This window comes from Paenibacillus aceris, assembly GCF_017874035.1.
Classification (GTDB): domain Bacteria; phylum Bacillota; class Bacilli; order Paenibacillales; family NBRC-103111; genus Paenibacillus_E; species Paenibacillus_E aceris.
Window position 1 is genome coordinate 289,760 of record NZ_JAGGKV010000003.1, and the last position, 26,728, is coordinate 316,487.

Below are 26,728 nucleotides of genomic sequence, written 5' to 3' on the forward strand. Positions count from 1 at the left end.
GATGCTGCTTCTATGCTTGATTAGCTGTTAGTTCGCGTGTCTTTACAATAATTTTGCGGATGCTGTCTTCCGACAGATGGAAAGTCTTGATCAATTCCATGACTGTGGAACCTGTTTGATACAACCGGAAAATTTCTTGATTTCTACGCTCAATAATAATACGTGTTCCGTTATTTTCTCCCCATCCGGCGCGTTTCTGCTCCTTCTTAGGGATATATACGATTTCACCTTGGATATATTCTTGTAATTGTTTTAATAGGTTAGGGGGAAGAACGTCTTTCCCGTTCTTGTAACTCATGGATGAAAACCTCCTCAAATTGTCGCAAAGATTAAACTTTGTTCGGATTTGCAGAGAGTAATCTCATCGCCCCTAAACCTCATACCATTCTTATCAAAATGGAATAAAAAAAACACGACCTAATCGTGCCTGTCGGTTGTATATGCATTTATACAAATTCAGGTGAACGGTTATTCCACGAATGATATTCAGTTAGGAGACGATTACCTCTGCGGCGGCCGCAACATTCATCGCTACTGTCATTGTCATTGTGTTCATTAAAAAGCACTCCTTTCACCTAATATTGGAATTTTTAAAAGTTGGGTTGGAGAGCAAAGCCTCTCCTTGTTGCCTGTGTTCACTTCGTGTTCACAATTCTCATTATATGTAAAAAGCTTCTCGCTGTCTACTCGCAAAGTTAAGAATATGCGGGGGCCCAGGAGCCCCCGGTTGTAACGATGATCTCTGCTTACGCAGAGACCACCTCCGCTTTTGTTGTAATCACCTTGATCACTCCTTTCCGAAGTCATTAGCCGGCCGGCTACATCTCTATTTACTCATATTCCCAATCCAGTCTCAAGTGAAAGAATCATTATAAGGATTCTTTCCTAGGCGGAGTTAATTTCCCAGCGCCATCACCGCGATGCCGCTGCGATCCAGCAGCTCGCGGATATCGCGCGCGAACGCCACGGCGTGCACACCGTCGCCGTGGATACAGATCGTGTCCGCGCGCATGCTCAGGTCCTCTCCCTCCTGGGAGAGGACCTTCCCCTCGCGGACGAGCCGCACTACCTGCGCCGCCGCATCTGCGGCGCTCTCCAGCAGCGCCCCGGGCTGATCCCGGGGCGTTAAAGCGCCGTCCCGCCGGTAGGTGCGGTCCGCGAACGCTTCGCTCGCGGTCCGCAGCCCCGCGGCGGCGCCCGCCCGCAGCAGCTCGCTGCCGGGCGGACCGAACAGCGTCAGCTCCGCGCTGACGCTGCGTGTCGCAGCCGCAATGGCCGCGGCGAGATCATGGCGCTTCGCGGCCATGTGATAGAGCGCGCCATGCGGCTTGACGTGCTGCAGGCGTCCGCCTTCGGCGTGGACGAACGCCTGCAGCGCCCCGAGCTGGTACAACGTCAGCTCGTAAGCCTCAGCCGGCGTGATGGCCATCTCGCGCCGGCCGAAGCCCTGCAGATCGGGAAGGCCCGGATGGGCCCCGATCGCGACGCCCTTGCGCAAGCACAGCTGCACCGTGCTGCGCATGGTGGCCGCATCGCCTGCGTGGAATCCGCAGGCGATGTTGGCGGAGCTGACGAAGTCCAGCAGCTCCGCGTCGCGTCCCAGGCGGTAGGCGCCGAAGCCTTCGCCCATATCGCAATTCAAATCTATACGCAGCAAGCTCACTTGCCTATCCCCTTCCGTGACTCCAACGACCTTTTTTGAGTTTATCGTTTGTCATATTTTTTGATCCTCTGGTTTTCTTTTCAGCTATGATCTTGATACCAAGCCTGCATGCCTGCTTCTAAAAGCCGCATATCCATTGCCTGCAGCAAAAGCTGCCCCTGCGCCTCTCTCAGGCTCACCTCACGGAAACGAAGCTTGCCTCCGGGTTTCACTTGAGCAATTATCGGTAGATGCGCCGTGATCACATGCGCAATTCGAGGATAACCTCCTGTTGTTTGGCAGTCGGAAAGCAAAAGAATAGGCTGACCGTTCGGCGGTACTTGAATCGTCCCTGGCACAACCGCTTCCGAGATCATCTCATAGGCAGTCCCGCCTTGCCTGACAAGGGGCTCCCCTTCTAAGCGATATCCCATCCGGTCTGACTGCGGAGTGACCTTATAGCTTTGTGTCAGAAAGCTGCGCTTCTGGGATTCCGTAAAATGGCCAGCCTCTTTGCCCCACACAACGCTTACAACCGGATTGTCTTCGTAGCTCGGGCGAATAAAAGCGCTCACAGCGGCAGAGGAAAACGGGCTTCCGGTGTTCACCGTTAATTTGCTCTCACTGCTTAGATTCAGTTCATCTCCGGCTTGAAGCGCTCTTCCTTCATAACCGCCTATTCCCGCTCGTAAATAAGTGCTTTTACTGCCCATGCTGACATTGGATGCGAAGCCCCCATGCACCGCTAAATAGGCTCTGCAGCCCTTCACCGCGTAGCTTATGTTCAGATGTTCGCCTTTGCGGATGAGAAAAGGCCGCCACAGAGGCACTTTTCTTCCCTCCACATCAGCCGCCATATCGGCTCCGCACAGCGCCAACAGCATATCCATCTGCGCAACCATACGAGGTCCGTGCAGCGTTATTTCTAAGACTGCAGCGTCCGCCGTATTCCCTACAAGAATATTAGCGGTCCGATGGGCAAAAAAGTCCATAGGACCTGAGACAATCACGCCATATTTACGGTATCCATAGCGTCCCTCATCCTGCAAGGTCGATAATAATCCCGGCTTGATGATTTTAAAGCCCATGTCCTTGATTCCTTTCAGCGATAAAATGGAATTGCTCCGGCGTGATGGAGACAAATTTCACTCGATCACCTGCTCGGAGTAAAGACGGCGGGTCGGAATCCGGCCGAAACAAAGCGATCGGCGTTCGCCCGATCAAGTTCCATCCGCCTGGCGTTTCAAACGGATAAATGCCGGTTTGCGCGCCGCCAATCCCTACTGATCCGGCAGGAATACGGGGCCGGGGCACCGATTTCCTTGGCGTGACTAGCCTTTCATCCATGCCTCCCATATAGGGAAAGCCTGGTGCAAAACCAATCATATAGACCGGATAAATTTGTGCGGTGTGCCGCGATACGATCTCTTCAACGGTCATATGGTGGTAAGCCGCTACATCCGCCAGATCGGGGCCGAACTCCCCGCCGTAACAAACGGGAATTTCGACGGGGGCGACAGCTTGGCCGGATTGGCTATGATTTTCGAGTTCAAAGCCCTCTAAACAGTGTTGAATATGTTGAATAACTTTGTCGTAAGGCAGCAGATAGTTTTCTTCAAATAAATACTTAATCTTGCGGATGACCTCCGCTTCTGAAAAGTGCTGATATACCGCGACGCTGTCATAATAAATCGTTATTGTTGTATAAGCGGTTACCATTTCTGTGAAGCCGGCAAAAGGATGCTTCTCCAGGTAGGCTGTTACCTGCCTCACCAGATCAAGTGTGGACGGCTCTATGCTCGAACCTAGCGTAAGCACAATCGCCGAATCTCCGAGGTGATGGCAATCGTAATGGAGCTTAGTCATGCGAACTGCTGCTTCTTCAGCCAATTTGCGCAGAGCTCCGGCCATAGATAAGCCTCGCCATGATCAACAGCCATCCCGATTCCATGGCGACCACTCTCAAAAATGTGCAAATCATACGGCACCTTATGGCGGCTTAGCGCTCCTGCGAACAGCAGGCTATTCTCAACAGGCACGGCCGCATCGTCTGCGGTATGCCACAGGAAGGTCGGCGGCGTGTCATCTGTGACCTGTTTTTCGGTGGATAACAGGGTAACCAACTGCTCATCCGGTGCCTCGCCCAGCAAATTACGTTTGGAACCCACATGTCCATACTCGTAGAAGGATATGACCGGATAACAAAGGATTAGAGCATCTGGACGGCTGCTCTGTCTCTCGATAAGATCGGCTGAATCTTGGTTCCCTGAATCGTAAAGTGTACCCGCCGAGGAAGCCAAATGTCCGCCTGCCGAAAAGCCAAGAATGCCCACTCGGTTCGGATCAATGCCCCATTGCTCCGCATGATGTCTTACCGTTCGAATTGCTCGTTGAGCATCTTGGAGCGGAACCGGATGTTCGTATGGAGCTACCCGGTAGTTTAAAACAAAAGCGGAAATACCCAATCCATTGAGCCACTTTGCAACGGGCTCCCCTTCGTGGGGCGCACGCCTAGCGTAGCCGCCGCCGGGACATACTATAACTGCAGAGCTCAAGCCTTCGCTTGCTACAGGATACAAGGTCAAGCTCGGACATCCTTGGTTTTCCTCACCGATGCTATCCTTGGATGCTCCGGGCCATAATTCAATCGTGGTTGCAGCAGTACTCAATTCAAAAAACCCCCTTCTTCAATGTCGTACTACGCTAATCATATCGAATCAGCACCCAGTTCGCATAGGTAGGATTTTACAAAAAAAAGAAAGTGGTCAAAGATATTGTTGATACAACAGAAATCGCAACTTAATCAAGAGTCTGCCCCTTGCTCATATCCCTCGACTGTAGTATCAATTTCCTGCAAAATAAGGGATCACAGTTCCCACTGGCACAATTTCGCCTATTATCGCCAAAAAATTAAGGCGATACAGGATTAACCCTGCACCGCCTTTGACTTATCATTTTGGCTCAATATCCCAAATAACTTCCCAGTTCGCATTTACTGTAGCTTCAATCGTGCCTCGCTCCATAATATACCCGGCAAGCAGCTCCGCTACATCCGTCGGAATATCCTTGATGACCGGCTTATCCTGGAACATGGCATAATTGCCCCCGCCCGCAGCCCGGTAATTATTCATCACCACGTCGTAGGACGCTCCAAGGTCGAGCGGTTTCCCCTCATAGTCGAGTTGTACGACCCGCTCGCCGATCGGACGAGAGATGTTCAATTTATACGTAATGCCTTCCCACATATCATAGTTGTAATGCTGCGGCTTCGGCTCTCTAAATTTGCTGCTGACCTGAACTTCACCCTCAGGTGTAAGTTCAAAATACTCCGCAGACTGCTCCAACGCTTCCTTAATGTCTTGTCCGGAAATTCGAATTACTTTGAGCGTATTCGGATAAATGTAGTTGGATACGATGTCTCTCATCGTAATATCGGAAGGAAAGCCCGGAGAAACGTTATCAAACAGCGCCGTATTCGATATGGACGCTCCGGACAACTCCATTTGCACTCGGTTGATGAACTCAATGAGGGCACTGTCTTGCAGACGCGTCTGCATGGGATCTTTCACTAGCATGTCGCCGGTGAGCTTACCGATAGGCTGATCCAGCCACTGCTGTGTTTTCTCTTCATATGCACTTACGAGTGCTATGAGTTTCTTGTCGGCTTCAACTCCCGCAACCGAGAGCAATTCCGAAGTTTTGTTGTCTATTCGCCATTTGCCATCAACCATAGAAAGCTCCAGCTTCACTTTCCCAAGAGTGACGCCTGCCGTTCCTGGTTGAACAATAGTGACGCCGCCAATGGCTTGTCCAGCAATGCTCCGGTGCTGATGCCCCGTTAGCAGCACATCCAACCCTTCGACTTCCATACAAAGCTGATAGCCTTGATTTTCCCCCGTCAAAGGTTCTGTCGGCTCGCCAGTCTCCAGATGTCTTTCGAAACCGCCATGATAAGCGATCACAACAACATCCGCCTGCTCTTCTTCCTTAAGCACCTTCACCCATTTCCGGGCTGCGCAGGCGGCATCTACGAACTGCAAGCCTGCGATATGAGCGGGATTCTCCCAATTTGGAATATAAGGCGTTGTTAATCCCAGAATGCCGATGCGCACGCCTTCAGGAAGTTGTTTAACGATGTAAGGCTTCCCTAAGAACGGCTCTCCGTTACCTGCATCAACGATGCTTGCGCATAACCAGGGAAATTCGGATTCCTTAACCGCTTTACCGAGCACTTCAAGGCCATAATTAAATTCATGGTTCCCGATGACAGCTGCATCATAGCCGATATAGTTGAGACCAAGCACCATCGGATCGATCGGCTCGTTATCCAGTCTGGCGTGATGATAAGCGAGAGGAGTTCCTTGGATGAGATCACCATTGTCGATTACAATCACATTGGTTTCCTTTTCCCGCTCATCTGCTATCAATGCAGCTACTTTGGCTAAACCTACATCGTTAGGCAAATTATTCGCGTAATGCAGAGGCATCATATTGCCATGTAAATCGCTTGTTTCCAGTATGGTTACTGTACATTTATGCACCTTACCAGGTTGAGTCAAGTTCCCCACTCCACAACTCTTATTTTGTTAATACATACATATCAATTGTCAGTTTAACAAATACTTCACACTATCTTCCATATCGTTTATGTTAATGTTATATTACATCTTAGATAAATAGCAAATTAAATTAAACGGAGGTCAAAAAGAAATGAAAAAGTTAACAGTAATCTCCCTTTCCATGGTTGTTGCAGCAGGTTTACTTGCAGGCTGCGCAAAGAAAGAAACACCGGCTCCAGCAACTTCCGCTGGTGCAGCAGCTACGGCTTCTCCGGCAGCAGCAGCAGGATTTGTTCCAAAAGAACTTAAAGTTCAATTCGTTCCATCCCAAAATGCTGAGACGCTTGAAGCGAAAGCAAAACCACTTGAAAAACTTCTCGGAGACAAGCTGGGTATCCCGGTTAAAGTTTCCGTTTCAACTGACTATAACGTTGTAATCGAAGCCATGGCTTCCAAACAAGTTGACGTAGGCTTCCTGCCTCCGAGCAACTACGTAGTTGCCCATGACACCCGCAAAGCGGCTGATCTGGTTGCGCAAGCGACACGTTTTGGTGTTGACGATGCAACAGGCCAACCAACCAAAGATCTCGTAAATTTCTATAAATCCGAAATCCTGGTTAAAGCAGATTCCCCTATTAAATCCGTTGCTGATTTGAAAGGCAAAAAAATGGGCTGGCAGGGTGTTACATCCGCGGCCGGTTATGTTTACCCAGGACTTTTGTTGAAAAAAGCTGGTGTTGATCCAGTGAAAGATGTAACAGGCGTACAATTCCAAGGACATGACAAAGCGGTTATCGCGCTTCTAAACGGTCAAGTTGATGCAGTAGGCGTATTCCAAGATATTCGTACGAACATGATCAAAGATTACCCGGACATCTTTAAACAAACCAAAGTTCTAGCTTTCTCCGATAAAATCCCTAATGATACAATCGCTGTTCGCTCCGATATGGATGCTGCTTGGAAAAAGAAAATCCAAGACGCTTTCATTGCGATTGGTAATGACCCAGAAGGTCAAAAAGTAATTTTTGATGTTTACACACATAAAGGCTATGTTGTTGCCAATGATGCAGATTTCAATATCGTTCGTGACGCTAACAAAGAAATGGGCTTGAAATAATCCATAGCCACCCCTTTTTCTAAGCAAAAACCTCTACATGAACTCTTTGGAGATCCTGTAGAGGTTTTTTCAATTCTAGCCTGTTTTACTATTGCATACTATGAGTGTGGCACGTCCGTGCAATTTTTTTTTACTTTTGCATGACAAACGTTTACCTGGACTTGTCATATATCATAGTGGGGTGAAAAGTCGATGTTCGAAAAGCTAATCAGCTGCAAAAGCGAAGTTTCCATCCGGTGCGGCCAAGATGAGATTAAAGGAATTATTACAAATTACTATTCAGCTTTTCGACTTTTGAAAATACGCAACATTTTGATTCCAATTGAGCTGATCGAACAAATTGAAGTCTTGGAACCGCCAAGCAGCTCTGCCGGGTTATCATCCATTAGGCGTGGATCGCTTCGTTTAGTGGCTCAAGAGAAAGTTTCCAACCAGGTGTAATAGATTTGCCTACATAACAAAACAGACGCCGCAGATGCGGCGTCTGTTTCTTTTATACGATGCGTTTACGAAGCGTCCCCGAGATGTAGTCAATGATAGAGACAGTAATGATAATCCCAATGAGGATGATGCCCACACGCGGCCATTGCCTTGCATTAAGGGCGAAAATCAGCGGCGTACCAATCCCACCTGCACCAATGACACCAAGAAGCGTAGCTGAACGAACGTTAATCTCAAAGCGATATAAGGTGTACGAAATGAAATCAGGAATAACCTGAGGCACGACGGCAAAGGCCATCCGCTGCCAAATGTTCGCACCAACAGCGTTCATCGCCTCTGTAGGCCCCATATCCATATTTTCGATTGCTTCCGCATAAAGCTTTCCGAGCATCCCTACAGAGTGTAATCCTAGTGCCATAACCCCGGCATAGGCGTTAGGCCCAACAGCTTTAATGAAGATCAAAGCCATAATAATTTCAGGAATGGTTCGAACAACGCTCAAAAACAATTTCCCTGTCCCCGAAACGGCGCGGAACCGGCTCATATTTGCTGCAGCCCAGAAGGCGAACGGCAAACACACAATCGCCGAAACGAAGTTACCTAAATACGAAATCGATAACGTTTCAAGCAAGGAGCGGAGCAAATCTTCGCCGTCGGGAATATAGACATAGGCCCAATCCGGATGAAACAAACCTGAAATCATCGCTTTTGTCAAAATCCAAGTCGTCGGCTGGAAGCCCGTCAGCTCCAGACCTGTCAACGACCAGATGAACAAAGCGATAACAGCAACCCATCCCACGATTTTGAGCGTACGTGCACGGGATACTGACATAGGCTTCGCGCTGCCTTTCAGCAGGTAGGAACGGAAACGTGTACTTACCAAATCGATAATGACAACAACTAGCAAGGTGTAGATAACAATCGCACAGGACTGATCGTAACGGAACAGATCCAGGGTGTTTTTGAGCAGCAAGCCAATACCGCCGGCTCCAACCAATCCAAGAATGGCAGATGCGCGGATACTGACCTCAAACGTATACAGGAAATGAGCCAGATACGTGGGAGCTACTTGCGGAAGGACACCGAAACGAATCAACTTCAGCTTGTTGGCGCCGACGGCAGTCATCGCTTCCAGCGGACCAGGGTCAATCGCTTCCGTTGATTCATATGAAAGTTTAGATAAAATGCCGAACGTAAAGAAAATCAGCGCAAGTGTACCTGCTGTTGGGCCAAAACCCACTAGCACCGCAAACAGTGCCGCATACAGCAGATCCGGAATCGTACGGAGCAGGTTCATGATCAGCCTAGCCGGATAAAAAAGCCATGGCGACGTTGTTACGTTACGCGCTGCAAGAAGGGCCATCGGATAAGCGAAAATAGCTCCAACGGTTGTACCAATAATGGACATTTGGATGGTTTGCGCCATCGGCTTCCAAATATCCGCGAAAAATGCCCAATCCGGGGGAAACATTTCCCCAATGAATTTGAAAATTTCCGGCGTACCCGTAACCAGCTTGGTAAGTGTCGCATCCGTCTGATAAATGCTCCCGATCAGGAAAAGCACCATGATGACGGCAGTAAGATAAAGCTTCGTTTTAGGAGGTCTTTTGACGGTCGTCACACTCATCCCTCCTGCACCCCCAACAGCTCATCCTTCTTAATGGCACGGCCATAAATTTCGGAGAACACTTCATCCGTCGCTTCTGCAACAGGTCCGTCATAGACGACTTTGCCGGCGCGAAGTCCAATAATACGGGTTGCATATTCACGTGCAAGATCGATAAAGTGAAGGTTAACAACCGTTGTGATACCCAGTTCCGTATTAATGCGTTTCAGGTCATCCATAACCTGTCTAGTTGTTAACGGATCCAGAGAGGCAACCGGTTCATCCGCCAAAATGATTTTGGCTTCTTGAGCAAGCGCCCTCGCGATGGAAACACGTTGTTGTTGACCGCCGGACAATTCATCGGCGCGTGAATAGGCTTTCTCCCGAATATTCACTCTTTCTAATGCTTTCAGGGAAAGCTCGATATCATGTTTTGGGAACAAGCCGAGAACGGTACGCAGAGTGGAATGATAACCTACACGTCCTGACAATACGTTGCGAAGCACGGTTGAACGCTTGACCAAATTAAATGTTTGGAAGATCATCCCGATATCTCTGCGCATTCGACGTAATTCAGCACCATTCGCCTTTGTGATGGATTTGCCATCTATTAATATTTCTCCGTCTGTCGTCTCATGTAAGCGATTGATGGAACGCAGCAAGGTCGATTTCCCGGCGCCTGAGAGACCAACGATCACAACGAATTCTCCTGGTTTAATGGTCAGGTTAATGTCGTTAAGACCCACAGTTCCGTTGGGATAGACCTTGGAAATATGCTTAAACTCAATCATATAAGTCCTACTTTCTTTAAATGGTATCAAAAGTTCAGACCAAATTAATTCAACGAATTTCGGCAAAATCCTTCTTTCTAGGATAACCTTTAGAAAATATTCATATTCCATTGTTCACCATAACAAAAAATGGCCCAGAAACTAGTTCTAAGGCCATCCTTCTTATGACTTATACTTTTGCCCGCCAGCGTTCCTCGATTTTCAGCCCTTTCCAGACCGCAATGGAGACGATCCACGCGACGACGAACAGAGCAACGAGAATAAAGCCTAAGGTTCCAAAATCAATGGCCTGCAACCAAGTCCAGAAGGAGCCTTCCATGCCGAATTCTTCCGAGAGAACTTGCCCAAGCTCAATGACGCCGATAATCAGCGCGGCAATTACAGCCAAAGCGGTTACAGTCAAATTGTAATAAAGCTTACGAACCGGCGTATGGAAAGCCCACTTGTAGGCCTTGGTCATAAACATTCCGTCCGCTGTGTCAAACAGACTCATCCCAGCTGCAAATAGCAGCGGTAGTGAAATGATACCGATGAACGGAATAGCTTCCTTTGCCGCATGGGCTGAGATCGCTAACAGCGCAATTTCGCTAGCTGTATCGAAACCTAGGCCGAATAGAAAACCTAACGGGTACACATGCCAGCTTTTGGTGATAAAAGAGAAAAGCGGTTTGATCATGCGAGCAATAAAACCCCGGGATTCCAAAAGCTCTTCAAACTCTTTGTCATCGTGCTTACCACCGCGAAATTTCACGAACAGTTTATATAAACTTATCAGGATAAGCAAGTTAATAATTCCGATGATCACAAGAAAAAGTCCGGATACCGAAGCGCCGATAACGCCTCCGAAACGCTGCATCCATGGAAGCTCCCGTTCCGCCCATTGCACAGAAAAAGCGGTCACGATTGCCATCAGGAAAACAACGGAGGAGTGTCCCAGCGAGAAATAGAAGCCGACGCCTAAAGGATTTCGCTTCTGCTGAACAAGCTTACGGACCGTGTTGTCAATTGCCGCAATATGATCGACGTCAAAGGCATGCCGCATGCCTAGCGTATAAGCAAGCAGCCCGATCCCCCAAAAGGCAGGAGACGATTTGGCTACCGTATAAAGTCCAATTAATCCTAATACATGGAGAAGCAGGATAAAGCCAACGTATCCTCCCCAGCTTTTTCGCTGCTGCAACAATGATTTCCACATGCGGTATACACACACCTCTCTCATTCGTGCTACGATTTATTAATAATGTAGCACACGTGTGCATGACTTGAGAAGCCTTTTGCCCATTTTTTTGTGAAGATAGCTAACATTTATTTGGTATAATAGTATCCGTTCCAAACTTTTGAGTCTTCATAAGGAGTGAAGTTATCTAATGTCTCTGCGCGTTTTTAAGCTTTTTACTATTTTCGTACCTGTGATCATCATTGGCGGCTTTGAATATATACGCCATGAATTTCTGCTAAATTATTTAACGATGGAAGCCGGCAACTTCTCCATTACCGTCATTACGCTGCTGCTCTCCTATTTATTTGCTTCATGGATGTTCCAGAGCATTGAACGCAGCAACGAACAGCTCACCATAGGAGAAGCCCGCAGAGCTGTCTATGAAGAGCGGGAACGTCTTGCCAGAGAGCTGCATGACGACTTAGCTCAGACGCTATTTTTTCTCAACGTCAAGCTGAAGCAAGGTGATTTGGAGGAAGCGAAAGCAGCCGTCTCAGAAATCGACAACTCGCTCCGGCAGGCGATTTTCAATCTTCGGACGCCGCCGGAGGAAGGCACAAGCCTTGAGCAGCGTATCCGTAAATTTCTGAAGGACTGGCGCTTGGTGACAGGCATTGAACTGCAAGAGCAGCTGGAGATTGAGGAGAGCAGCTTTTCCCCCGCAGAGGAGGTTCAGCTTTTCGGCATCATACAGGAAACCTTCACGAACATACGCAAGCATTCCATGGCAACAGAGGCTGCGATCCTGCTGGAGGCTCAGCCCGATTACTGGGTGCTGCAAATTACCGATAATGGTCGTGGACTCCAGCATGCGGAAGCCAAAGGCAAAAAGTACGGCATTGAGCTCATGCAAAAAAGGGCGGCTGAATTGGGTGCTGTATTCGAACTAAAAGCAAGGGGCCTCGGTGAAACCGAAGCCGGAAGCGGAAACGAAGCCCCTGCCGGAGCCGGAACCGTACTTACGGTACAAGCCGCAGACAGGGGGAACTAGCCATGATGAACACTCAACCTTTCCGCGTCCTCATCGTAGATGATCATCCTTTAGCGCGAAAAGCGATCCGAAGCATGCTGGCGAATGTAGCCGACTTCGAAATTGTGGGGGAAGCCAGCAGTGGTGAAGAAGCCATCCTCCTGTGCGGTGAAGTCGCGCCGGATGTCGTGTTAATGGATATTCACATGTCTCCCATGGATGGACTCGAAGCGACGCGCCGTATCAAACAAGCTTATGGGACGATCCGGATCGTCATGCTTACGGTTTCCGACGATGTTGCCGACCTCTTCACCGCGCTTCAGTTCGGAGCCCAAGGCTATTTGCTCAAAAATATGGATCCCGACGAATGGCTTACTTACCTGCGCGCCCTGCTCGACGACAACTCCGAGGTGGCCAGAGGGATGGCGGATAAGCTTTTTCAAAGGTTTCGCGCCCCTGTGGGCTCACGTACGGAAGGTCCGACACCAAGCATGCTAACTTCACGCGAGCAAGAAATTACCGCCTACGTTGCTCAGGGGCACAACAATCGGCAGATTGCCGAGAAGCTGCTGATTTCCGAGCATACGGTAAAGAATCATATGAAAAATATATTGGTGAAGCTCGGACTTGAGAACCGAGTCCAGCTCACCGGCTTCGCCATCAAGCACGGCCTGACACGAAAAGGACAAAACTAGTCGAAAAAATAGCCCAGTCGAGTCATACTCAGATGCTTACCAAACAGGTAACATGGACAACATGAGAAGAGTTGATTCGAAAGGGGAAAATGTTCCATGTTCAAAAAATTCATGTTAAATGCAGGTATTATGCTGATTGGTTCTATGCTGCTGGCTAGCGTCGCCAGCGCTCACGTAACGGTTTATCCGAAAGAAGCTACACAAGGCAGCTATGAGAAGTTTACCGTTCGTGTCCCATCAGAAAAAGATATTCCTACGGTAAAAGTGGAAGTGAAATTCCCGATGGATTCCGTTGCGATTTCCCGCTTTGAGCCGAAAGCAGGCTGGACTTACGAGCTCGCTAAAGATTCCGCAGGTAAAATTACAGGCGTTACCTGGAAAGCTAGCGGAGACGGACTTGCCAGCACGGAATTCGGCGAATTCAATATGCAGGGCAAAGTAGCGGATACAGCTACCCAAATCGTGTGGAAGGCATATCAAACTTACAAAGACGGCAGCGTCGTGGAATGGGTCGGCGCAGACGGTTCCGACAAGCCTGCTTCCGTAACGACGGTGAAAGCTAACGCTGGCGCTGTCACGGACAGCCACGGAAACGTAACAGCAGGCCAAGCTGCCCAAAGCAGCGGCTCAGGCTCCAAAACGCCGCTCTATCTCTCCATTGCGGCCGTCGTCCTTGGGGCATTATCTTTGATCGTATCGCTAACTAGAAAACGCAGCTAAGCTCATAAACAAGGATAAACGACTTCGTCGTCCTTTAGGACGAGCGCGTTTGTCAAGAAGGCCATGAGTTCTATGTCAAACTTGACGTAGAATTCATGGCCTTTGTTAATCTTATTTTCTTTGGTAAATGCGGAAGTAATATTCGTAAGGATTTTTCTCGTTCTGCTCCCCTTGCTCGCTGGAGATCAAGGTCCAATCCGACAAGTCCAGCTCCGTCATGAACGTGTCGGCTTCAAATTCATGCTCGATGAACGTAATGTACATCCGATCGACCTCCTGTGCGAACAGCCGGAATATTTCCGCCCCGCCGATCACGAAAAGCTCCTGATTCCGGAATTCTTCGGTCGCTTCATGAACCGAGTGAATGACTTCACAGCCCTCTGCCTGAAACTCAGGATTCTGCGTAAGAATGATGTTGCGTCTGCCCGGCAGCGGCTTCCCGATAGACTCATACGTCTTGCGACCCATGAGAATCGGGTGACCCATCGTCACGGATTTGAAAAACTTCAGGTCGCCGGGCAAATGCCACGGCAATCTATTGTTTACACCGATGGCACGGTTGCGGTCCATGGCAAAAATAAATGAAATACTCATTGTGTCAGCCTTCCTTTCGTCACGATACTAAACAGCTACCGGCGCTTTAATGGATGGATGCGGGTTGTATCCGACCAATTCAATGTCGCTCACGTCGAAATCGAAGAGGGATGCGACCTCTTGATTCAACTTAAGCGTCGGCAGTTCCTTCGGTTCCCGGCTCAGCAGCGTATGAATCTGGTCGATATGATTCGTGTAGATATGTGCATCGCCGATCGTATGGACGAACTCCCCGACGCCTAGTCCGCATTCCTGTGCGATAAGGTGCGTTAATAACGCATAGCCAGCGATATTAAATGGCACGCCCAAGAACGTGTCCGCACTGCGCTGATATAATTGACAGCTCAGCTTGCCCTCCGCCACATAAAACTGAAACAACGTGTGACAAGGCGGCAGCGCCATGCTCGGCACATCCTCAGGATTCCACGCGGAGACGATCAGCCTGCGGGAATCGGGGTTTGTTTTGATCATGTGAATCACATCTCTGAGCTGGTCGATGGTGCCGCCCTGCGTCGTCGTCCAATCCCGCCACTGCTTCCCGTAGACATCCCCGAGCTCTCCGTATTGCTTGGCAAACGGCTCATCATTCAACACTTTTTCCACGAAAATCGCCATTTGCTCCTCATACTGAAGCTTGAATGCTTCATCCTGTTGGGAGCGCAGACCAAAATTGCTCATATCCGGTCCTGAATAATCGGTGCTTTCAACCCACTTCTTAAAAGCCCATTCGTTCCAAATATGGTTGTTATGCTGGAGCAGATACCGAATATTCGTATCGCCTTTAATGAACCAAAGCATTTCGCTGGCGATTAACCGAAAAGGAACCCTTTTCGTTGTCACTAACGGAAATCCCTCCGAAAGGTCGAAACGCATTTGTCTTCCGAATACGGACAGCGTCCCCGTTCCCGTTCTGTCTTCTTTTTTAGTCCCATTCGTAAGAATATCTTGTAATAAATCCTGATAGGCTTTCAAAGCTAAAGAACCTCCATTCCATTTCAAGACACATATCTTTTCATTTTACCATTCATTCTGTGGTAACTACAATGTGCGGACAATTATCTCCACCAAATCCCAATGGCTCCAGAGATGCATTTTCACGGCGTATATGGTACTATTTGCTCCTAGAAGAGGTTCGCAAACTCCCTCTATAAAAAACTATGAAATGAGGATTTTTACAATGGCAGGTAGAAGCAATGAAGATTTAAAAGAAATCACTCTACTCGGAAATCAAGGAACGAAGTACGTGTTCAACTATGATCCTACGGTGTTAGAGGCATTCGACAACAAGCATCCGAACAGGGATTACTTTGTTAAATTCAATTTCCCAGAATTCACGAGCTTGTGTCCCGTCACTGGGCAACCGGATTTCGCCACCCTCTACATCTCCTATATTCCGAATATCAAAATGGTCGAGAGCAAGTCCCTCAAGTTGTATCTGTTCAGCTTCCGTAATCATGGCGATTTCCATGAGGACTGCGTCAACATTATTATGAATGACTTGATCAAGCTCATGGAGCCTCGCTACATTGAGGTTTGGGGTAAGTTCACTCCGCGCGGCGGCATTTCGATCGATCCATACTGCAATTGGGGCCAACCAGGCACAAAGTTCGAAGCGATCGCTGAACACCGACTGATGAACCATGATCTTTACCCGGAAAAAATCGATAACCGCTAATTTTGCTTTAAAGGAAGGGTGATCGTCACTGTCGTGCCGACCCCTTCTTTGCTTTCGTAAACAATTTTACCGTTCATTGATTCAATAATACGTATGGTTACAGCTGTCCCTAATCCTGTCCCGACATCCTTCGTGGAATAAAACAGGTGACCGATGCGGGACAACTGCTCTTTACTCATTCCTTTGCCGTTATCGCTGATTATTATTTGAACCTCCCCTACCAGCCTCATCGAACTAACCTTCACTTCGCCATTTGCTTGCGTCGCTTCAATGGCATTTTTAATGACATTTACGAGCGCTTGCTGTAACTGCCCCCTATCTGAATAGATATAAATGTTGTCTTCCAGATGGCAAGTAAGTTCCACAGCATTTTTCATCGCCATCGGTGTTAGCAGGATACTAATATTCGTTAATAAGTCGGAAAAAGAGAACGACTCCAGTTTCGTTAATTTTGGCTTGGAGAAATTTAAGTAATCGCTAATGATCGTCTCTGCCCGTTCCAGTTCTTCCATAGCTATCGTCAAGTACTGTTGATTTTTGCCGATCTCGCTCGGACGCATAAGCTGAAGAAATCCTTTCACAACAGTAAGCGGATTACGAACTTCATGGGCTATAGAAGCAGCGAGCTCACCTAAGGTCTTCATTTTTTCAGCTTTCTGAATTTGTACTTTCATTTTGGTATGTTCTTCATTAATTTCTTGCAGCATGGCTGAAAACCATGTTCCTAAGATGAGAAGAATGCCAAACACAATGACCGCTGGCATCAATTTAAATTGGAACGGTTCGTGCGCATATGCCGAATAGCTTAATAAAATCGCAAGCATGACGAGCAGTGGGCCCAAGGAAACCAATATGGCAGCTTTTATTCGTGCGGTTCCTGTCAGCGTTTTGATCTTGAACGAAGCAAGAAACGGAATTAAAAATCCAAGCGTCATGCTTAGGTAACCAAACCAAAGGGCATCTCCACCGAGATACGTACGCGTCATAATAATCATAACATAATTAATTACCCCTGCTACCGGCCCCACATAAATGGCTGCAATGATCATAGGAACGTATCGCAAATCCCAATATAAGTTAAGATCTCTATAAGAAAATAACAGACATAGGCATGATGCGATGCCATACAGCAAGCCCATTACGAGGGGAGACTTCGCATAACGCCAGCGCTCTCCAAATACACTTTGCAATAAGACGGGAGCGAGGACGATCAGGATATTCAGAAACAATTTTTCCACCAACATTGTCCTTTTATCGCCCTCTCCTTCAAAAATTCAACTCTTTGTATCTTTCTGCAAACACTAGGTTTTTCCTTTATTTGACCTTTGGATTTATTAAGACATCTCCGTAAAAAAAGCTATAACAAGATCGCCTCTCTCGAAGCCTATCCCGTCATAGCTTAGTTATTTTTTAACAAATACATGTCTTCTTCTTTTTCCCTACCCTGTCCATGGACTCCACTTTGTGAATATACGCCGCGGCGAGCGGTACTTTGCACGCTGTCTGGCCCACGTCGACATGCACCTTGCCAATCTCCTTCGCCACATCCACGGCTGTATCAAATAAGGGATGGCAGTACGACCCGACTGCAATGACAAAGTTGTTCATCGCATATTTTACGCGGTTACGCTCCGCATGAATCGTTGTTCTTACTTGTTCCAGCAGTCCGGCAATCTCATGCAAATCAAGCTGCTCGTCCGGCGTGATGCTGATATAATTCGTATACGTGCTCCATCCGCAGGTCGCCAGCAGTTCATCAGAAGATAGCAGCCACTCTCTCGCCATATCAAGCGCGTACCTGCTCTCAGCCGCCACGCCTGCCACCGTGTACTCAGCCAGCATGTACCAATAGGCCCGCTCAGCCCAGTTCTGAAGCTCTTCCTTCGTCATCGTCTTGGGATTAATCGAAAGTCCCGCTAGGTACATGGCATCCGTGTTTCCCGACTCATAGAGTGCAAGCGCCAAGTCGCGATCTTTCTTGACATATTTGACCAGTTTCTTCAGATCCCCGACTTTTACGCCGAAAAAAGGTTCCTGGGCTCCATGCCGGAGAAATGTTTTTTTCGTTTGCTCGCTGCCGAGCTCTTCCAAATGTCCCATTACCTCTTCAAAAGTCATCGCTTCACCAACTTGGCCTCATTTTTTCGTATTGTATCATAATTGCGGCACGGGATGCGAAGTTGGTGATTGATGACGAAAATAAAGAATGGCTGAAAGCTAGTTTGTAAAAGTCAGCTCCTGCAGCAGCCGCTGCAGCAATACAGCGCTCTGTGCCCGTGTAGCTTCCATACCCGGATCAAACGAAGTCGAGCTTGTGCCATCCATTAATTTCAATTGTCCAAGGCGGTTGATCGCCTCTTGCGACCATGGCTTGATTTGCTTTTGATCATCGTAATTAGGGGCTTTGCCTGCCTTCTGCTCCTGATAACCAGCTGCTTTCAAGGCGCGGTCTATCATTACGGCCATTTCCTGACGGGTAATCGTTTGCTCCGGACGGAACGTCCCGTCTTCGTAGCCAGTGACAATCCCCGCTTCAACGGCGGCATTTATAGCCTCATTGTACCATTCCTGCTCGCTCGTATCTTTAAAAGGTGCGTTAGTCGTCGTGGACCTGATACCTAGTGTCCGTGTAATCATTGCAGCAAGCTCTGCTCGCGTTATGGGTTGATCCGGGCGGAATTCATCTTTGGAAACGCCTTGAACGAGCCATTTATTAGCCATTCGCTCAATGCTGTCCTTCGCCCAGTGATGCTCTGTATCCCCAAAGGAAATCTGGTTTTGAATTAACATAAACGTACCGTTAGTGTGACTATACAGAACGACTTCTCCATCTTTCATCGTAAAAGGAACTGGCTCATAGGCCGTGTTGCCTTTGTCATCTTGAACAACCCTTACAGTAGCCAGGCTCCGTTCACTGATATTGCCATTCTCTACTTTCATCGTATATGGCACATATTGGGTGAAACTTGCCATGTCGACGGATTTGCCATCGCTTGCAACTGCTTGCATGAAGAAATCCATCGACGCGATAACTTGAAGTCCGTTTACTTTGGCTTGTGCAGACACGGATTCATTAGAGCTGATTTCTACCACTAATTGTACGTTCTCGACTTTAGTTCCGAGCTGTGCCGCGAATGGAGAAAGATCTAACTGCTTCACAGGGAGCTTCACCCCTCCCAACTGCGACTCAATGCTCACCGCAGGGACTTTAAGCAGCTTTTCAAGCGCAGATTGAGTTATGGTGACCTGTACCTGCTCCGTTCTCTTCGGTGTATCAACCGTTAGAGTGATAGGTCCGTCCCCTTGCGCTTTCATGATGCCATCCAGGTCCTGTGTGTCTACTTTCGTTGTGACGACTGTTTTGCCGTTTACTTCTGTTACTTTGTTGCTCAGTTTGCCTGCTGATGTGTTGCTTGTTGAATTCGGCATCGGGCCTGCTGTGGGCGGGTTAGATGAGTTGCCTTTGTCATCATGAACTTTGTTTTCACTTCGCGTTACGGTCAGCTGATACCTCTTCGTTGAGTTGTCTTCTGCGGTAACTTCAATCTCAATAATATTCGCACCAACGTTAAGTTGGATGCCGGTAGATGCTGTTCCGCTGTCTGCGGGCGTTCCGTTTACGGTTACTTTTGCTCCAATGTTTGAAGTGACAGGTGTGAACTTTATTTCTCTTATACCCGCAGGTATTGCAACGGTATATTCTGTTTTAGTCGCGTCGAATGCGGGACTCAATGTTCCAACGTTGGTTGTTAGGCTGCTCAAAGTATTATCCGTAGAAGGCCACACCTCGGTAGCTGTTACACCATTCGCTTTCAAATAGTTAATGCCTACATTGTTTAAAATATTTTTGGTTACAGATATGTTTGAACCCGTTTGAAGCTGAATGCCATTGGTGTTACCAGTAATCATATTTCCTGCGATTTGTACATTTTGAGGATCTCCTGCTCCAATATTACCGGCATTTTGATCACCGTTGTCGTGTTCAAGCAAAATTCCCCAGTAACCGGAAGCTGTGTTATTTCGAATAATATTATTCAATACGCGCGTACCAGGGCCGTTTAAAATATTGATTCCTGCACCGTTGTTGACCGTTGTTGTGTTCTCGATAATATTGCGTTCGATCAACGTATCCGGTGTGCCCATTGTTACGACAATTCCTTCACGCGCATTGCGTATCACATTATCGTGTATATGATTTTGAGGACCTGATTTACTATGGTTACTCGGTGCAGTACCGCCAGTGTTACCAAGCCCTACACCGCCGCCGGTCAAAATATTTTCAACGGTATTCCCGTAAACTTCGTTTAAATACTCCAACTCGCCATGAAGATCGATCGCATCTAACTTCGTTCTCGAATAGCTATTATTTCGCAGCACGTTGTTGTGCGCGACGTTCTGAATCAGGGAACCGTGCCGCAAATACGGCCCTTCAAAGTTGGAGTTCTCAACCACATTCCAATACGTATCATTGTCAAAACCGAGCCTGTCGACCTTCGGCATTCCTTGGATGGAAGTCCCGTAACCGGCTCCACCGCCGCCTAAATCGGTTGCATTCCGGAAGGTCGCATGACGAACTACGACATCATGACTATTTTCAATCCGAATGGCCATACGTCTGAAACGCTCCACAGTAACATGATCAATCGTCACATGATAAGAAGGATCCTCCCCATAATTGGCGATGGCAATCATGCTGTCAGGACCACCGGCATCCGGATTATTCAGAACGTGATCTAACGAAAAATTACGATTCCACGTGGAAGTCACTGTCAGATTTGAAATTAAAATATCATGTTGATTCGATGATTTCAGCACAGAGCTATTTTTGACATCATCAATACTTGATTTCAAAATGGTATCCGTTTCGCTTTCGCCACGCAGGTTCACGCCGGACTTCAACTTTAAATTGATAAATCCGTCTGGGGATGTCTTTAGGTTATAAACGCCTTTTGGAATAAAAACTTCATCACCGGCTGTTGCGGCATCAATTGCATTTTGGATCGCTGTACGGTCATCTTGTGCGTTATCCGCCGGATTTGCGCCAAAGTCGAGCACATTGAGCGTAGCGCCAGTCACCTGATTAGGTGTGTGCATAAGGTGTTCAGACCCATCTGGATTCGTCAGCCCCGGCTTTGTAAAAGGGACCGTTCCCGGCGGCGCAGTCGGTGTAATATTCGGGACAATCGCAACCGGTGTGTCTCCAGATGGGAACGGTGGATATATCATGACTTCTGTTAAACTTGTGAACGTGCTGCCGTCTGAGTTCCCGTGTCCCACAATCCGAACGAAGCGCGCATTCGTATCTGGAATATCAAAGGCCTGCATGTCTACCGTATTCGGGCGGCTGTTTCCTGTAAATACATTCGTCCAGGACTGCGCGTCGTTCGATGTTTGAATATCAATCAGTGTCGTACGTAGATCTCCTTTATAAAAGGCTATGCCTACGTAGCCAATGCTCTTAGATTGCCCCAGATCAAACATGACGTATTGCCCGTCACCTGATGCTGACCAACGGCTGAATAAATTGTTGTCGAGCGTATTGCTTTCTACGTTTCCGTCACTGCTGCTCGCATTCACTTCAACGACTTGTAAAGGTGTAACTGGGGCTGCTAATGTGGTTACATTATAGGTGAGTGGTAGCAAAGAATAGTTTCCGACCGCATCTCCTGCGTAGACGCTATAGGTAACGTTGGTATTCGGCAATAGTCCCTGAACTGTGTAAGTATTTCCTGTTACACTGCTTAGCAGCATATTGTTCTGATACAGCTTATAGTTTGTTACCGCACTATCGTCGGTCGCTGCAGGCCAGGTCAATTGCACGAAATCCATGCCCAGGTTGATAGACTTTAGTGCAGCGCTTGGCGCCCACGTTGGAGGGGTGGTATCGCCTTGAACAACACGTCGCACAAGGAGCTGCGGCTCAGGGTTGGAGGCCGATGTGTTCTCTTTCGAATATACGTTAACGGAATTGGAAGAGTTGGATGCAATGATGAAAGATACTGCCTGATCGGAAAGATGCTGCCTTACGTAATCCGTCACGTCTACAGTATATAAGACCGGTTTAGCTGAATTTAGCTGGGTTACCATGAATTGCCCCAGTGGATTCATTGCCGACAAATCCGTTTGAGGAGCTGTATTCCAGGTTATCGTCGATTCTTGCCATGAGTTATTCAGCAATCCATACACTTGAAGGCCCGTATCGATATCGCTGCTCCCTTTTTTGGCAGAGACTTGCAAATAATATTTGTATGTACTATCAGAAACGGTAGACACATCAAACTTGAAATAAACTTGTGTTTTTTTCGAACTGCTCGTTGAAAGACTGTACAATCCAAGCGTCGAACTGCCTAAATTCGTTCTATTGTCGTAGTTCGTATCCGCAACTTCCGGCTTAGCGCTATCCATAACAATAGCGGCATCTGCGCTGGTTGGGAGCGCAGCAACATCCACCTCGACATCCGCCGCCATACCTGGAGCAGGAAGGAGGAGGAGGGAAACAACCATTGAAAAGATTAACAACTTCGCTAGCTTTCTTTGAAAAAAGTGAATTTTCATATCGCCAATGCTCCTTGTTCAGTTTTAGTCTCGTAGCAAAGCCACGCTTTGGGGGACCGCCTCCATGAAGTGCCGCAATATAAGCTCATGGGTCGATGCTACCACCTTGTAAGCGCATACAAATATCTGCGATTCCATCATATTACCCCCTTTTCCAGCTATTTCATTGTCATTTATTTAGGTTGAGGAGGGTATTTATTAGGAATGGATTAGATTCTGCAAAAGTAAGCCAAAAAAGAAGGTACCCATCCGATTATGGGAACTACATTCCGCTAATTGGGTGAAATGCGAAGGTTTGGACTTCGGAGGGGAACTACAGGACCTTATTGGGCCTTGGATAGCTGTTTTCAGCTAACAGCAACAGAATAGCGGATCATAGTTCCCTCTCCCAAGCTCGAAAGGCCTTTTTCGGCGAGATAGCGCCCTGTAGTTCCCTCTAACTCACGGGGCGTTATCCTACGTGCAATTTCGTAAGATTTACAGGTGCTATCCAACCTCGCATTCCCATAAAATCGCAAAGAATAAGCTCGTAACCCCATACCTCGCAAACCACAAAAAAACCGATCCAACGGGGATCGGCGGCTTACTTCTCCTTCAACAATCTAATACATCGGTTTTGATTGATACAGCACTTGCGGCTGCGGGCATTGCGGAAACGGGAGAATGTCCCGTATTTGATTGAACGCATAATGTTTTGTCGCAAATTGTGTATGGTATAAGTATTCGATCAGATAGATCGACCCGCCTTGTATACTGCACAAAATTCCCGAAGCACCGGTGCCGTCCATGAGGGATACACCTACCGGACTGCCGATCCAGGCGTATGCTTTTTGCTGTAATGACATCGGCCATCACCTCCTGCATTACTTTATGCGAGGAAGCGCCCATGGGTTCAGCTCAGCTCAGTACACTACTGTTCATTTCATCTGAGTAGACTTCACGCTTCTACAGCTTCTACAGCTTCTCCGGCCTCTCCAGCTTTTCCACTCTCACACGGCCGGAGAAAAAAGTTGCCCCTCCGCCCATATCCGCTACACGATCCGGCGTAAGCGCGTTAACCAAGGCTTTGCTCCCGCTCCCCGGCAAATCCGCCCACAGCCCTTGGCTTACAACAACGCCCGGCAGCACGTCAGAACCCGCAGCTACGGTTAATTCACACTCACCGCGATCATTCCAAACGCGAACCATTTCGCCACTCGCGACCCCTAATGCAGCAGCATCCGATTCATTCATGTGAAGTTTCGGCGTTTTTTCCATGCGGATATGCTTCTCATTATGAGCAAACGTCGAATTCAGGAAGTTATGATTCGGCGCGGGAATGAACAGGAAAGGCAGGTCGCCTTCATCGTGAAGCGGAATATATGTCGGCAGAGCCGGATAGCCTTTCTCCTCCATCTCACGAGAGAGCAGCTCGATTTTGCCGCTCGGCGTCCGCAATGCCCCCGGAAACAGCGGCCTCACCTCCGCCTTCATGAACTGTTTCTCAATCAGGTTTTCATAGGTAATGTTCGCTAACGCCGGATTGCCGGGATGATTCAAAGCTTGCCGTACCAAATCTTCATCGGAATCCTGCAAAGCTTCATCCTCGTAGCCCATCTCTGCGGCAAGAAGACGAAACACATCGACATTCGCTTTGCTTTCGCCGTAAGGTCGTACGACAGGACGCTGAATCTGCACGTACTGATGCCAATAGGAGCGGTAGAAGTCCGTATTTTCAAAAGAAGACGTAGCCGGAAGCACGATATCCGCATATTTCGCTGTCTCGGTCATAAAGAGATCATGCACAACCGTAAACAAATCCTCCCGTTGAAGCCCTTCCCTCACTTTATTGGCATGGGGGGCAACTAACGCCGGGTTCGAGTTATATACGTATAACGAACGGATAGGCGGATCCAACTCCAGCAATGCGCTGCCGAGTAAGTTCATATTGATCTGCCGCGCATCCTTCTCCCGTAAATCAGGCCGCTGCAAGGCAGGGATGTTGTGTTCCAAGTAGCCGCCATTCCCTTTGATGGCACCGCCTCCGCGACGCAGCCATTGCCCTGTCAATGCGGGCAAGCAGGCAATCGTCCGCACGCACATCCCGCCGTTATCATGATGCTGAATTCCATTGCCGATTCGGATAAAAGAAGGCGATGTCTGACCGTACAGTCGGGCTAAGCGGTAGAGGTCCTCTACCGGAACTCCCGTGATAGTAGATACCACAGAAGGTTCATACTGCCGAACATGCTCCCGCAGCTCCTCATGGCCAACCGTATACTGCTGCAAAAAGGCTTCATCCACGCTATTTTCGGCAAACAAAATATGCATGATTCCCAGCGCCAACGCAGCATCCGTTCCGGGCAGAATCGGAATAAACCAGTCCGCCCAGCGGCCGGTTTGGTTCTTGTGCGCGTCAATGACGATGATTTGCGCACCGTTTTTGCGTGCCTTCTCAGCCAGCATTACCTGATGCATATTCGTGCTGACGGCATTGATTCCCCACATGATGATGAGCTTAGCATGCACAGTATCCTCCGGATCGGTGCCAAAGCTGCCTCCCATCGTATACTTGTAGCCTTCGGTTCCTGCCGACTCGCAAATCGAATAAAGCAGCCGACTGGCGCCCATCCGGTTAAAGAAGCGGCGATCCATCCCTTCGGTCCCAATCCGCCCCATATTGCCATAGAAGCTGTAGGGCAGAATCGATTCGGCGCCTTCCTCTGCGATCAGCTTTTTCCATCGGCTTGTGATCGTTGCGATCGCTTCTCTCCAGGAAATTCTTTCAAACCGGCTGCCCTCCCCTTTGGGGCCCACGCGTTTCATGGGATACTGCAGCCTTTTATCATCATATAGCCGAGCTGTCATGTTACGAACTTTATTGCAAATCGCCCCTTGTGTCACCGGGTGGTTGGGGTCTCCCTCTATTTTAACGATCTTGCCGGCTTCCTTATGAAGCAGCAGACCGCATTGATCTGGACAATCCAGTGAGCACACTGCAGGGAAAATGCCATTTTCTTCCTCGATCATCGATGTATGCACCAGCTATTAGCTCCCTTCCATCACTTCAACCTCTTTACTATATACCGAAATGCCGGGAAGGGAAACATTTGCCCGTTAATACAACTGCTCATCCGCCCACTCTCCTTCTAATAAATCATTGCTGTGATGAGGCAGTTGAAGCGCCTTAATCGCTTCTTGTAAATATTGGATTTTGAAACAGATCTCATTGGAAAAAGGCTGTGCCATCACGGTCGTCGTTGATTCTGGATTCTCCTGCTGCAGCAGTTCTAAAACTTTCATATCCTTCTTATAAAATGCTGAATCCCATCTAACCTTACCTAGGATTCGAGCAATGATTTCTGCCGGAATCCCTTTGGCACAGGCAATGAGCTCAACAACTGCTTGAGGTTGATCTCGAATGTAGGCATGCACACGTACATGTGCTTTTAAATAAGCCACCGTATCCTCTTGATGATGATGCAGCCAATTCTCTTCTGCCACAACGCCGGTTAAATAATCCTCCCCCATTCCCTCTTGATTAAACATCTGACCAATTCCCTGGTAATGAGCCAAGGCTTTCCCGTCAAAAGCTAGCAATACAGGTCGAAATGAAGGCAGCATCCGCCTTAGCGATTGACTTAGTACAATCGAGAAATCGCCTAAAGAAGCAATCTGAATGCTTCCCCCGATCAAGCCCTGCAAAAGCACAGTCCCGTTGGCGGCATCGAACCAGTCGACACGAACCGTGCGTCCGGGCTTTGCTAAGGCGAGTTCTTCTTCGAACCAACCGAGCTCCTTCATAAGGAGCGATGTCCACATATGGGCTGTGCCGCTCTGATAACCAACCTTGATCGCCAACTGCTCCTGAGGTGTGCGGATCGATGCCGCACCTGCTGCAATCACCGGATTGTTTGTACCTGAAGCGTGATGGCGAACCCACTTTTCCAGCTCCTCCTTATCAATTAAGATTTCTTTTCCTATTTTCACATAAGGAAGCTGCTTCAATTTCCGCCATCTATCGAAGGTTGAGCGGCTTACACCGAGCAAATCGATCGCTTCATGCAAAGAAATGAGATTGAATCGCTGTAAGGACATGATTTCCCGCCTCCTGCCTAGGTCGATATGGTCATTCATTGTCATTCATGTTCATGTGTTTCCAATT

Annotated in this window: 23 protein-coding genes and 1 riboswitch; of the genes, 6 read left to right on the forward strand and 17 right to left on the reverse strand. The window is 48.2% G+C overall.

Annotated elements, in window-relative coordinates; all coding sequences use genetic code 11:
- Positions 1-10 precede the first annotated feature (10 nt).
- From J2Z65_RS08075 to J2Z65_RS08100, 6 genes are all read right to left on the reverse strand, one after another.
- Complete coding sequence (locus J2Z65_RS08075) at positions 11-298, reverse strand: CD3324 family protein (protein WP_167062066.1); 288 nt, start codon at positions 296-298, stop codon at positions 11-13.
- Between the two features lie 597 nt (positions 299-895).
- Positions 896-1,657, reverse strand: a complete 762-nt coding sequence (locus J2Z65_RS08080) for a LamB/YcsF family protein (protein ID WP_167062785.1) — start codon at positions 1,655-1,657, stop codon at positions 896-898.
- 86 nt (positions 1,658-1,743) lie between these two features.
- Positions 1,744-2,730 (reverse strand): 5-oxoprolinase subunit C family protein, encoded by a 987-nt coding sequence (locus J2Z65_RS08085; RefSeq protein WP_167062068.1) that lies wholly within the window; start codon positions 2,728-2,730, stop codon positions 1,744-1,746.
- Entirely contained in the window at positions 2,720-3,508 is a 789-nt protein-coding gene (pxpB, locus tag J2Z65_RS08090; protein ID WP_167062788.1) for a 5-oxoprolinase subunit PxpB, read from the reverse strand. Before pxpB ends, J2Z65_RS08085 begins: the two co-directional genes overlap by 11 nt.
- Entirely contained in the window at positions 3,505-4,311 is an 807-nt protein-coding gene (locus tag J2Z65_RS08095; protein WP_193580997.1) for an alpha/beta hydrolase, read from the reverse strand. Before J2Z65_RS08095 ends, pxpB begins: the two co-directional genes overlap by 4 nt.
- Positions 4,312-4,593: 282 nt before the next feature.
- On the reverse strand, positions 4,594-6,183 hold the full coding sequence (locus tag J2Z65_RS08100; RefSeq protein WP_167062793.1) for a bifunctional metallophosphatase/5'-nucleotidase: 1,590 nt from the start codon (positions 6,181-6,183) through the stop codon (positions 4,594-4,596).
- Between the two features lie 169 nt (positions 6,184-6,352).
- Here J2Z65_RS08100 and J2Z65_RS08105 point away from each other — a divergent pair, with 169 nt between their 5' ends.
- Both J2Z65_RS08105 and J2Z65_RS08110 read left to right on the forward strand, forming a co-directional pair.
- On the forward strand, positions 6,353-7,318 hold the full coding sequence (locus J2Z65_RS08105) for a phosphate/phosphite/phosphonate ABC transporter substrate-binding protein (RefSeq protein ID WP_167062070.1): 966 nt from the start codon (positions 6,353-6,355) through the stop codon (positions 7,316-7,318).
- Between the two features lie 192 nt (positions 7,319-7,510).
- The gene (locus J2Z65_RS08110) at positions 7,511-7,759 is read left to right on the forward strand and encodes a hypothetical protein (RefSeq protein WP_167062072.1); all 249 of its coding nucleotides are present in this window, start codon (positions 7,511-7,513) and stop codon (positions 7,757-7,759) included.
- 52 nt (positions 7,760-7,811) lie between these two features.
- On the opposite strand, the gene phnE is transcribed toward J2Z65_RS08110, so the two are convergent.
- From phnE to J2Z65_RS08130, 3 genes are all read right to left on the reverse strand, one after another.
- Positions 7,812-9,386: a phosphonate ABC transporter, permease protein PhnE gene (gene phnE / locus J2Z65_RS36075; RefSeq protein WP_167062074.1), complete on the reverse strand. Its 1,575-nt coding sequence runs from the start codon at positions 9,384-9,386 to the stop codon at positions 7,812-7,814.
- A complete protein-coding gene (phnC, locus tag J2Z65_RS08125; protein ID WP_167062076.1) occupies positions 9,383-10,156 on the reverse strand; it encodes a phosphonate ABC transporter ATP-binding protein in 774 nt (257 codons plus the stop codon). The genes phnE and phnC overlap by 4 nt, the downstream gene beginning before the upstream one ends.
- A gap of 169 nt (positions 10,157-10,325) precedes the next feature.
- Complete coding sequence (locus tag J2Z65_RS08130) at positions 10,326-11,351, reverse strand: HoxN/HupN/NixA family nickel/cobalt transporter (RefSeq protein WP_240159832.1); 1,026 nt, start codon at positions 11,349-11,351, stop codon at positions 10,326-10,328.
- A 172-nt stretch (positions 11,352-11,523) separates the two neighbouring features.
- Here J2Z65_RS08130 and J2Z65_RS08135 point away from each other — a divergent pair, with 172 nt between their 5' ends.
- The 3 genes from J2Z65_RS08135 to J2Z65_RS08145 all read left to right on the forward strand — a co-directional run bounded on the left by J2Z65_RS08135 (position 11,524) and on the right by J2Z65_RS08145 (position 13,760).
- The gene (locus J2Z65_RS08135) at positions 11,524-12,366 is read left to right on the forward strand and encodes a sensor histidine kinase (protein ID WP_167062080.1); all 843 of its coding nucleotides are present in this window, start codon (positions 11,524-11,526) and stop codon (positions 12,364-12,366) included.
- Between the two features lie 2 nt (positions 12,367-12,368).
- Positions 12,369-13,040 (forward strand): response regulator, encoded by a 672-nt coding sequence (locus tag J2Z65_RS08140; protein ID WP_420850838.1) that lies wholly within the window; start codon positions 12,369-12,371, stop codon positions 13,038-13,040.
- 96 nt (positions 13,041-13,136) lie between these two features.
- Complete coding sequence (locus J2Z65_RS08145; protein ID WP_167062082.1) at positions 13,137-13,760, forward strand: YcnI family copper-binding membrane protein; 624 nt, start codon at positions 13,137-13,139, stop codon at positions 13,758-13,760.
- A gap of 111 nt (positions 13,761-13,871) precedes the next feature.
- On the opposite strand, the gene J2Z65_RS08150 is transcribed toward J2Z65_RS08145, so the two are convergent.
- Both J2Z65_RS08150 and J2Z65_RS08155 read right to left on the reverse strand, forming a co-directional pair.
- Entirely contained in the window at positions 13,872-14,354 is a 483-nt protein-coding gene (locus J2Z65_RS08150) for a dihydrofolate reductase (RefSeq protein ID WP_167062084.1), read from the reverse strand.
- A 27-nt stretch (positions 14,355-14,381) separates the two neighbouring features.
- Positions 14,382-15,326 carry a thymidylate synthase gene (locus tag J2Z65_RS08155; RefSeq protein ID WP_167062087.1) on the reverse strand — a complete coding sequence of 315 codons (945 nt, stop codon included), beginning with the start codon at positions 15,324-15,326 and terminating at the stop codon, positions 14,382-14,384.
- A 149-nt stretch (positions 15,327-15,475) separates the two neighbouring features.
- A riboswitch (PreQ1 riboswitch) is annotated at positions 15,476-15,519 on the forward strand.
- A gap of 12 nt (positions 15,520-15,531) precedes the next feature.
- Here J2Z65_RS08155 and queF point away from each other — a divergent pair.
- The gene (gene queF, locus J2Z65_RS08160; RefSeq protein ID WP_167062090.1) at positions 15,532-16,029 is read left to right on the forward strand and encodes a preQ(1) synthase; all 498 of its coding nucleotides are present in this window, start codon (positions 15,532-15,534) and stop codon (positions 16,027-16,029) included.
- Here queF and J2Z65_RS08165 read toward each other — a convergent pair.
- The 6 genes from J2Z65_RS08165 to J2Z65_RS08190 all read right to left on the reverse strand — a co-directional run bounded on the left by J2Z65_RS08165 (position 16,026) and on the right by J2Z65_RS08190 (position 26,661).
- Positions 16,026-17,273: an ATP-binding protein gene (locus tag J2Z65_RS08165; protein ID WP_167062093.1), complete on the reverse strand. Its 1,248-nt coding sequence runs from the start codon at positions 17,271-17,273 to the stop codon at positions 16,026-16,028. The two genes, queF and J2Z65_RS08165, sit on opposite strands and share 4 nt — an antisense overlap.
- A 166-nt stretch (positions 17,274-17,439) precedes the next feature.
- Positions 17,440-18,147 carry a DNA alkylation repair protein gene (locus tag J2Z65_RS08170; protein ID WP_167062096.1) on the reverse strand — a complete coding sequence of 236 codons (708 nt, stop codon included), beginning with the start codon at positions 18,145-18,147 and terminating at the stop codon, positions 17,440-17,442.
- A 99-nt stretch (positions 18,148-18,246) separates the two neighbouring features.
- Complete coding sequence (locus J2Z65_RS08175) at positions 18,247-22,584, reverse strand: S-layer homology domain-containing protein (protein ID WP_167062099.1); 4,338 nt, start codon at positions 22,582-22,584, stop codon at positions 18,247-18,249.
- 602 nt (positions 22,585-23,186) lie between these two features.
- Entirely contained in the window at positions 23,187-23,429 is a 243-nt protein-coding gene (locus tag J2Z65_RS08180; RefSeq protein ID WP_167062102.1) for a hypothetical protein, read from the reverse strand.
- Between the two features lie 109 nt (positions 23,430-23,538).
- Positions 23,539-25,593, reverse strand: a complete 2,055-nt coding sequence (locus J2Z65_RS08185) for a molybdopterin-containing oxidoreductase family protein (RefSeq protein WP_193581032.1) — start codon at positions 25,591-25,593, stop codon at positions 23,539-23,541.
- A gap of 87 nt (positions 25,594-25,680) precedes the next feature.
- Complete coding sequence (locus J2Z65_RS08190) at positions 25,681-26,661, reverse strand: helix-turn-helix domain-containing protein (RefSeq protein ID WP_167062108.1); 981 nt, start codon at positions 26,659-26,661, stop codon at positions 25,681-25,683.
- Positions 26,662-26,728: the final 67 nt, after the last annotated feature.

What these genes read in the sequence shown, in the direction of transcription:
- J2Z65_RS08075 (WP_167062066.1), bottom strand. Translation starts at nt 298, where the DNA reads ATGAGTTACAAGAACGGGAAAGACGTTCTTCCCCCTAACCTATTAAAA.
- J2Z65_RS08085 (WP_167062068.1), bottom strand. Translation starts at nt 2,730, where the DNA reads ATGGGCTTTAAAATCATCAAGCCGGGATTATTATCGACCTTGCAGGAT.
- pxpB (WP_167062788.1), bottom strand. Translation starts at nt 3,508, where the DNA reads ATGACTAAGCTCCATTACGATTGCCATCACCTCGGAGATTCGGCGATT.
- J2Z65_RS08105 (WP_167062070.1), top strand. Translation starts at nt 6,353, where the DNA reads ATGAAAAAGTTAACAGTAATCTCCCTTTCCATGGTTGTTGCAGCAGGT.
- J2Z65_RS08110 (WP_167062072.1), top strand. Translation starts at nt 7,511, where the DNA reads ATGTTCGAAAAGCTAATCAGCTGCAAAAGCGAAGTTTCCATCCGGTGC.
- phnE (WP_167062074.1), bottom strand. Translation starts at nt 9,386, where the DNA reads ATGAGTGTGACGACCGTCAAAAGACCTCCTAAAACGAAGCTTTATCTT.
- phnC (WP_167062076.1), bottom strand. Translation starts at nt 10,156, where the DNA reads ATGATTGAGTTTAAGCATATTTCCAAGGTCTATCCCAACGGAACTGTG.
- J2Z65_RS08130 (WP_240159832.1), bottom strand. Translation starts at nt 11,351, where the DNA reads ATGTGGAAATCATTGTTGCAGCAGCGAAAAAGCTGGGGAGGATACGTT.
- J2Z65_RS08135 (WP_167062080.1), top strand. Translation starts at nt 11,524, where the DNA reads ATGTCTCTGCGCGTTTTTAAGCTTTTTACTATTTTCGTACCTGTGATC.
- J2Z65_RS08140 (WP_420850838.1), top strand. Translation starts at nt 12,369, where the DNA reads ATGATGAACACTCAACCTTTCCGCGTCCTCATCGTAGATGATCATCCT.
- J2Z65_RS08145 (WP_167062082.1), top strand. Translation starts at nt 13,137, where the DNA reads ATGTTCAAAAAATTCATGTTAAATGCAGGTATTATGCTGATTGGTTCT.
- J2Z65_RS08150 (WP_167062084.1), bottom strand. Translation starts at nt 14,354, where the DNA reads ATGAGTATTTCATTTATTTTTGCCATGGACCGCAACCGTGCCATCGGT.
- queF (WP_167062090.1), top strand. Translation starts at nt 15,532, where the DNA reads ATGGCAGGTAGAAGCAATGAAGATTTAAAAGAAATCACTCTACTCGGA.
- J2Z65_RS08165 (WP_167062093.1), bottom strand. Translation starts at nt 17,273, where the DNA reads ATGTTGGTGGAAAAATTGTTTCTGAATATCCTGATCGTCCTCGCTCCC.
- J2Z65_RS08170 (WP_167062096.1), bottom strand. Translation starts at nt 18,147, where the DNA reads ATGACTTTTGAAGAGGTAATGGGACATTTGGAAGAGCTCGGCAGCGAG.
- J2Z65_RS08175 (WP_167062099.1), bottom strand. Translation starts at nt 22,584, where the DNA reads ATGAAAATTCACTTTTTTCAAAGAAAGCTAGCGAAGTTGTTAATCTTT.
- J2Z65_RS08180 (WP_167062102.1), bottom strand. Translation starts at nt 23,429, where the DNA reads ATGTCATTACAGCAAAAAGCATACGCCTGGATCGGCAGTCCGGTAGGT.
- J2Z65_RS08185 (WP_193581032.1), bottom strand. Translation starts at nt 25,593, where the DNA reads ATGATCGAGGAAGAAAATGGCATTTTCCCTGCAGTGTGCTCACTGGAT.
- J2Z65_RS08190 (WP_167062108.1), bottom strand. Translation starts at nt 26,661, where the DNA reads ATGTCCTTACAGCGATTCAATCTCATTTCTTTGCATGAAGCGATCGAT.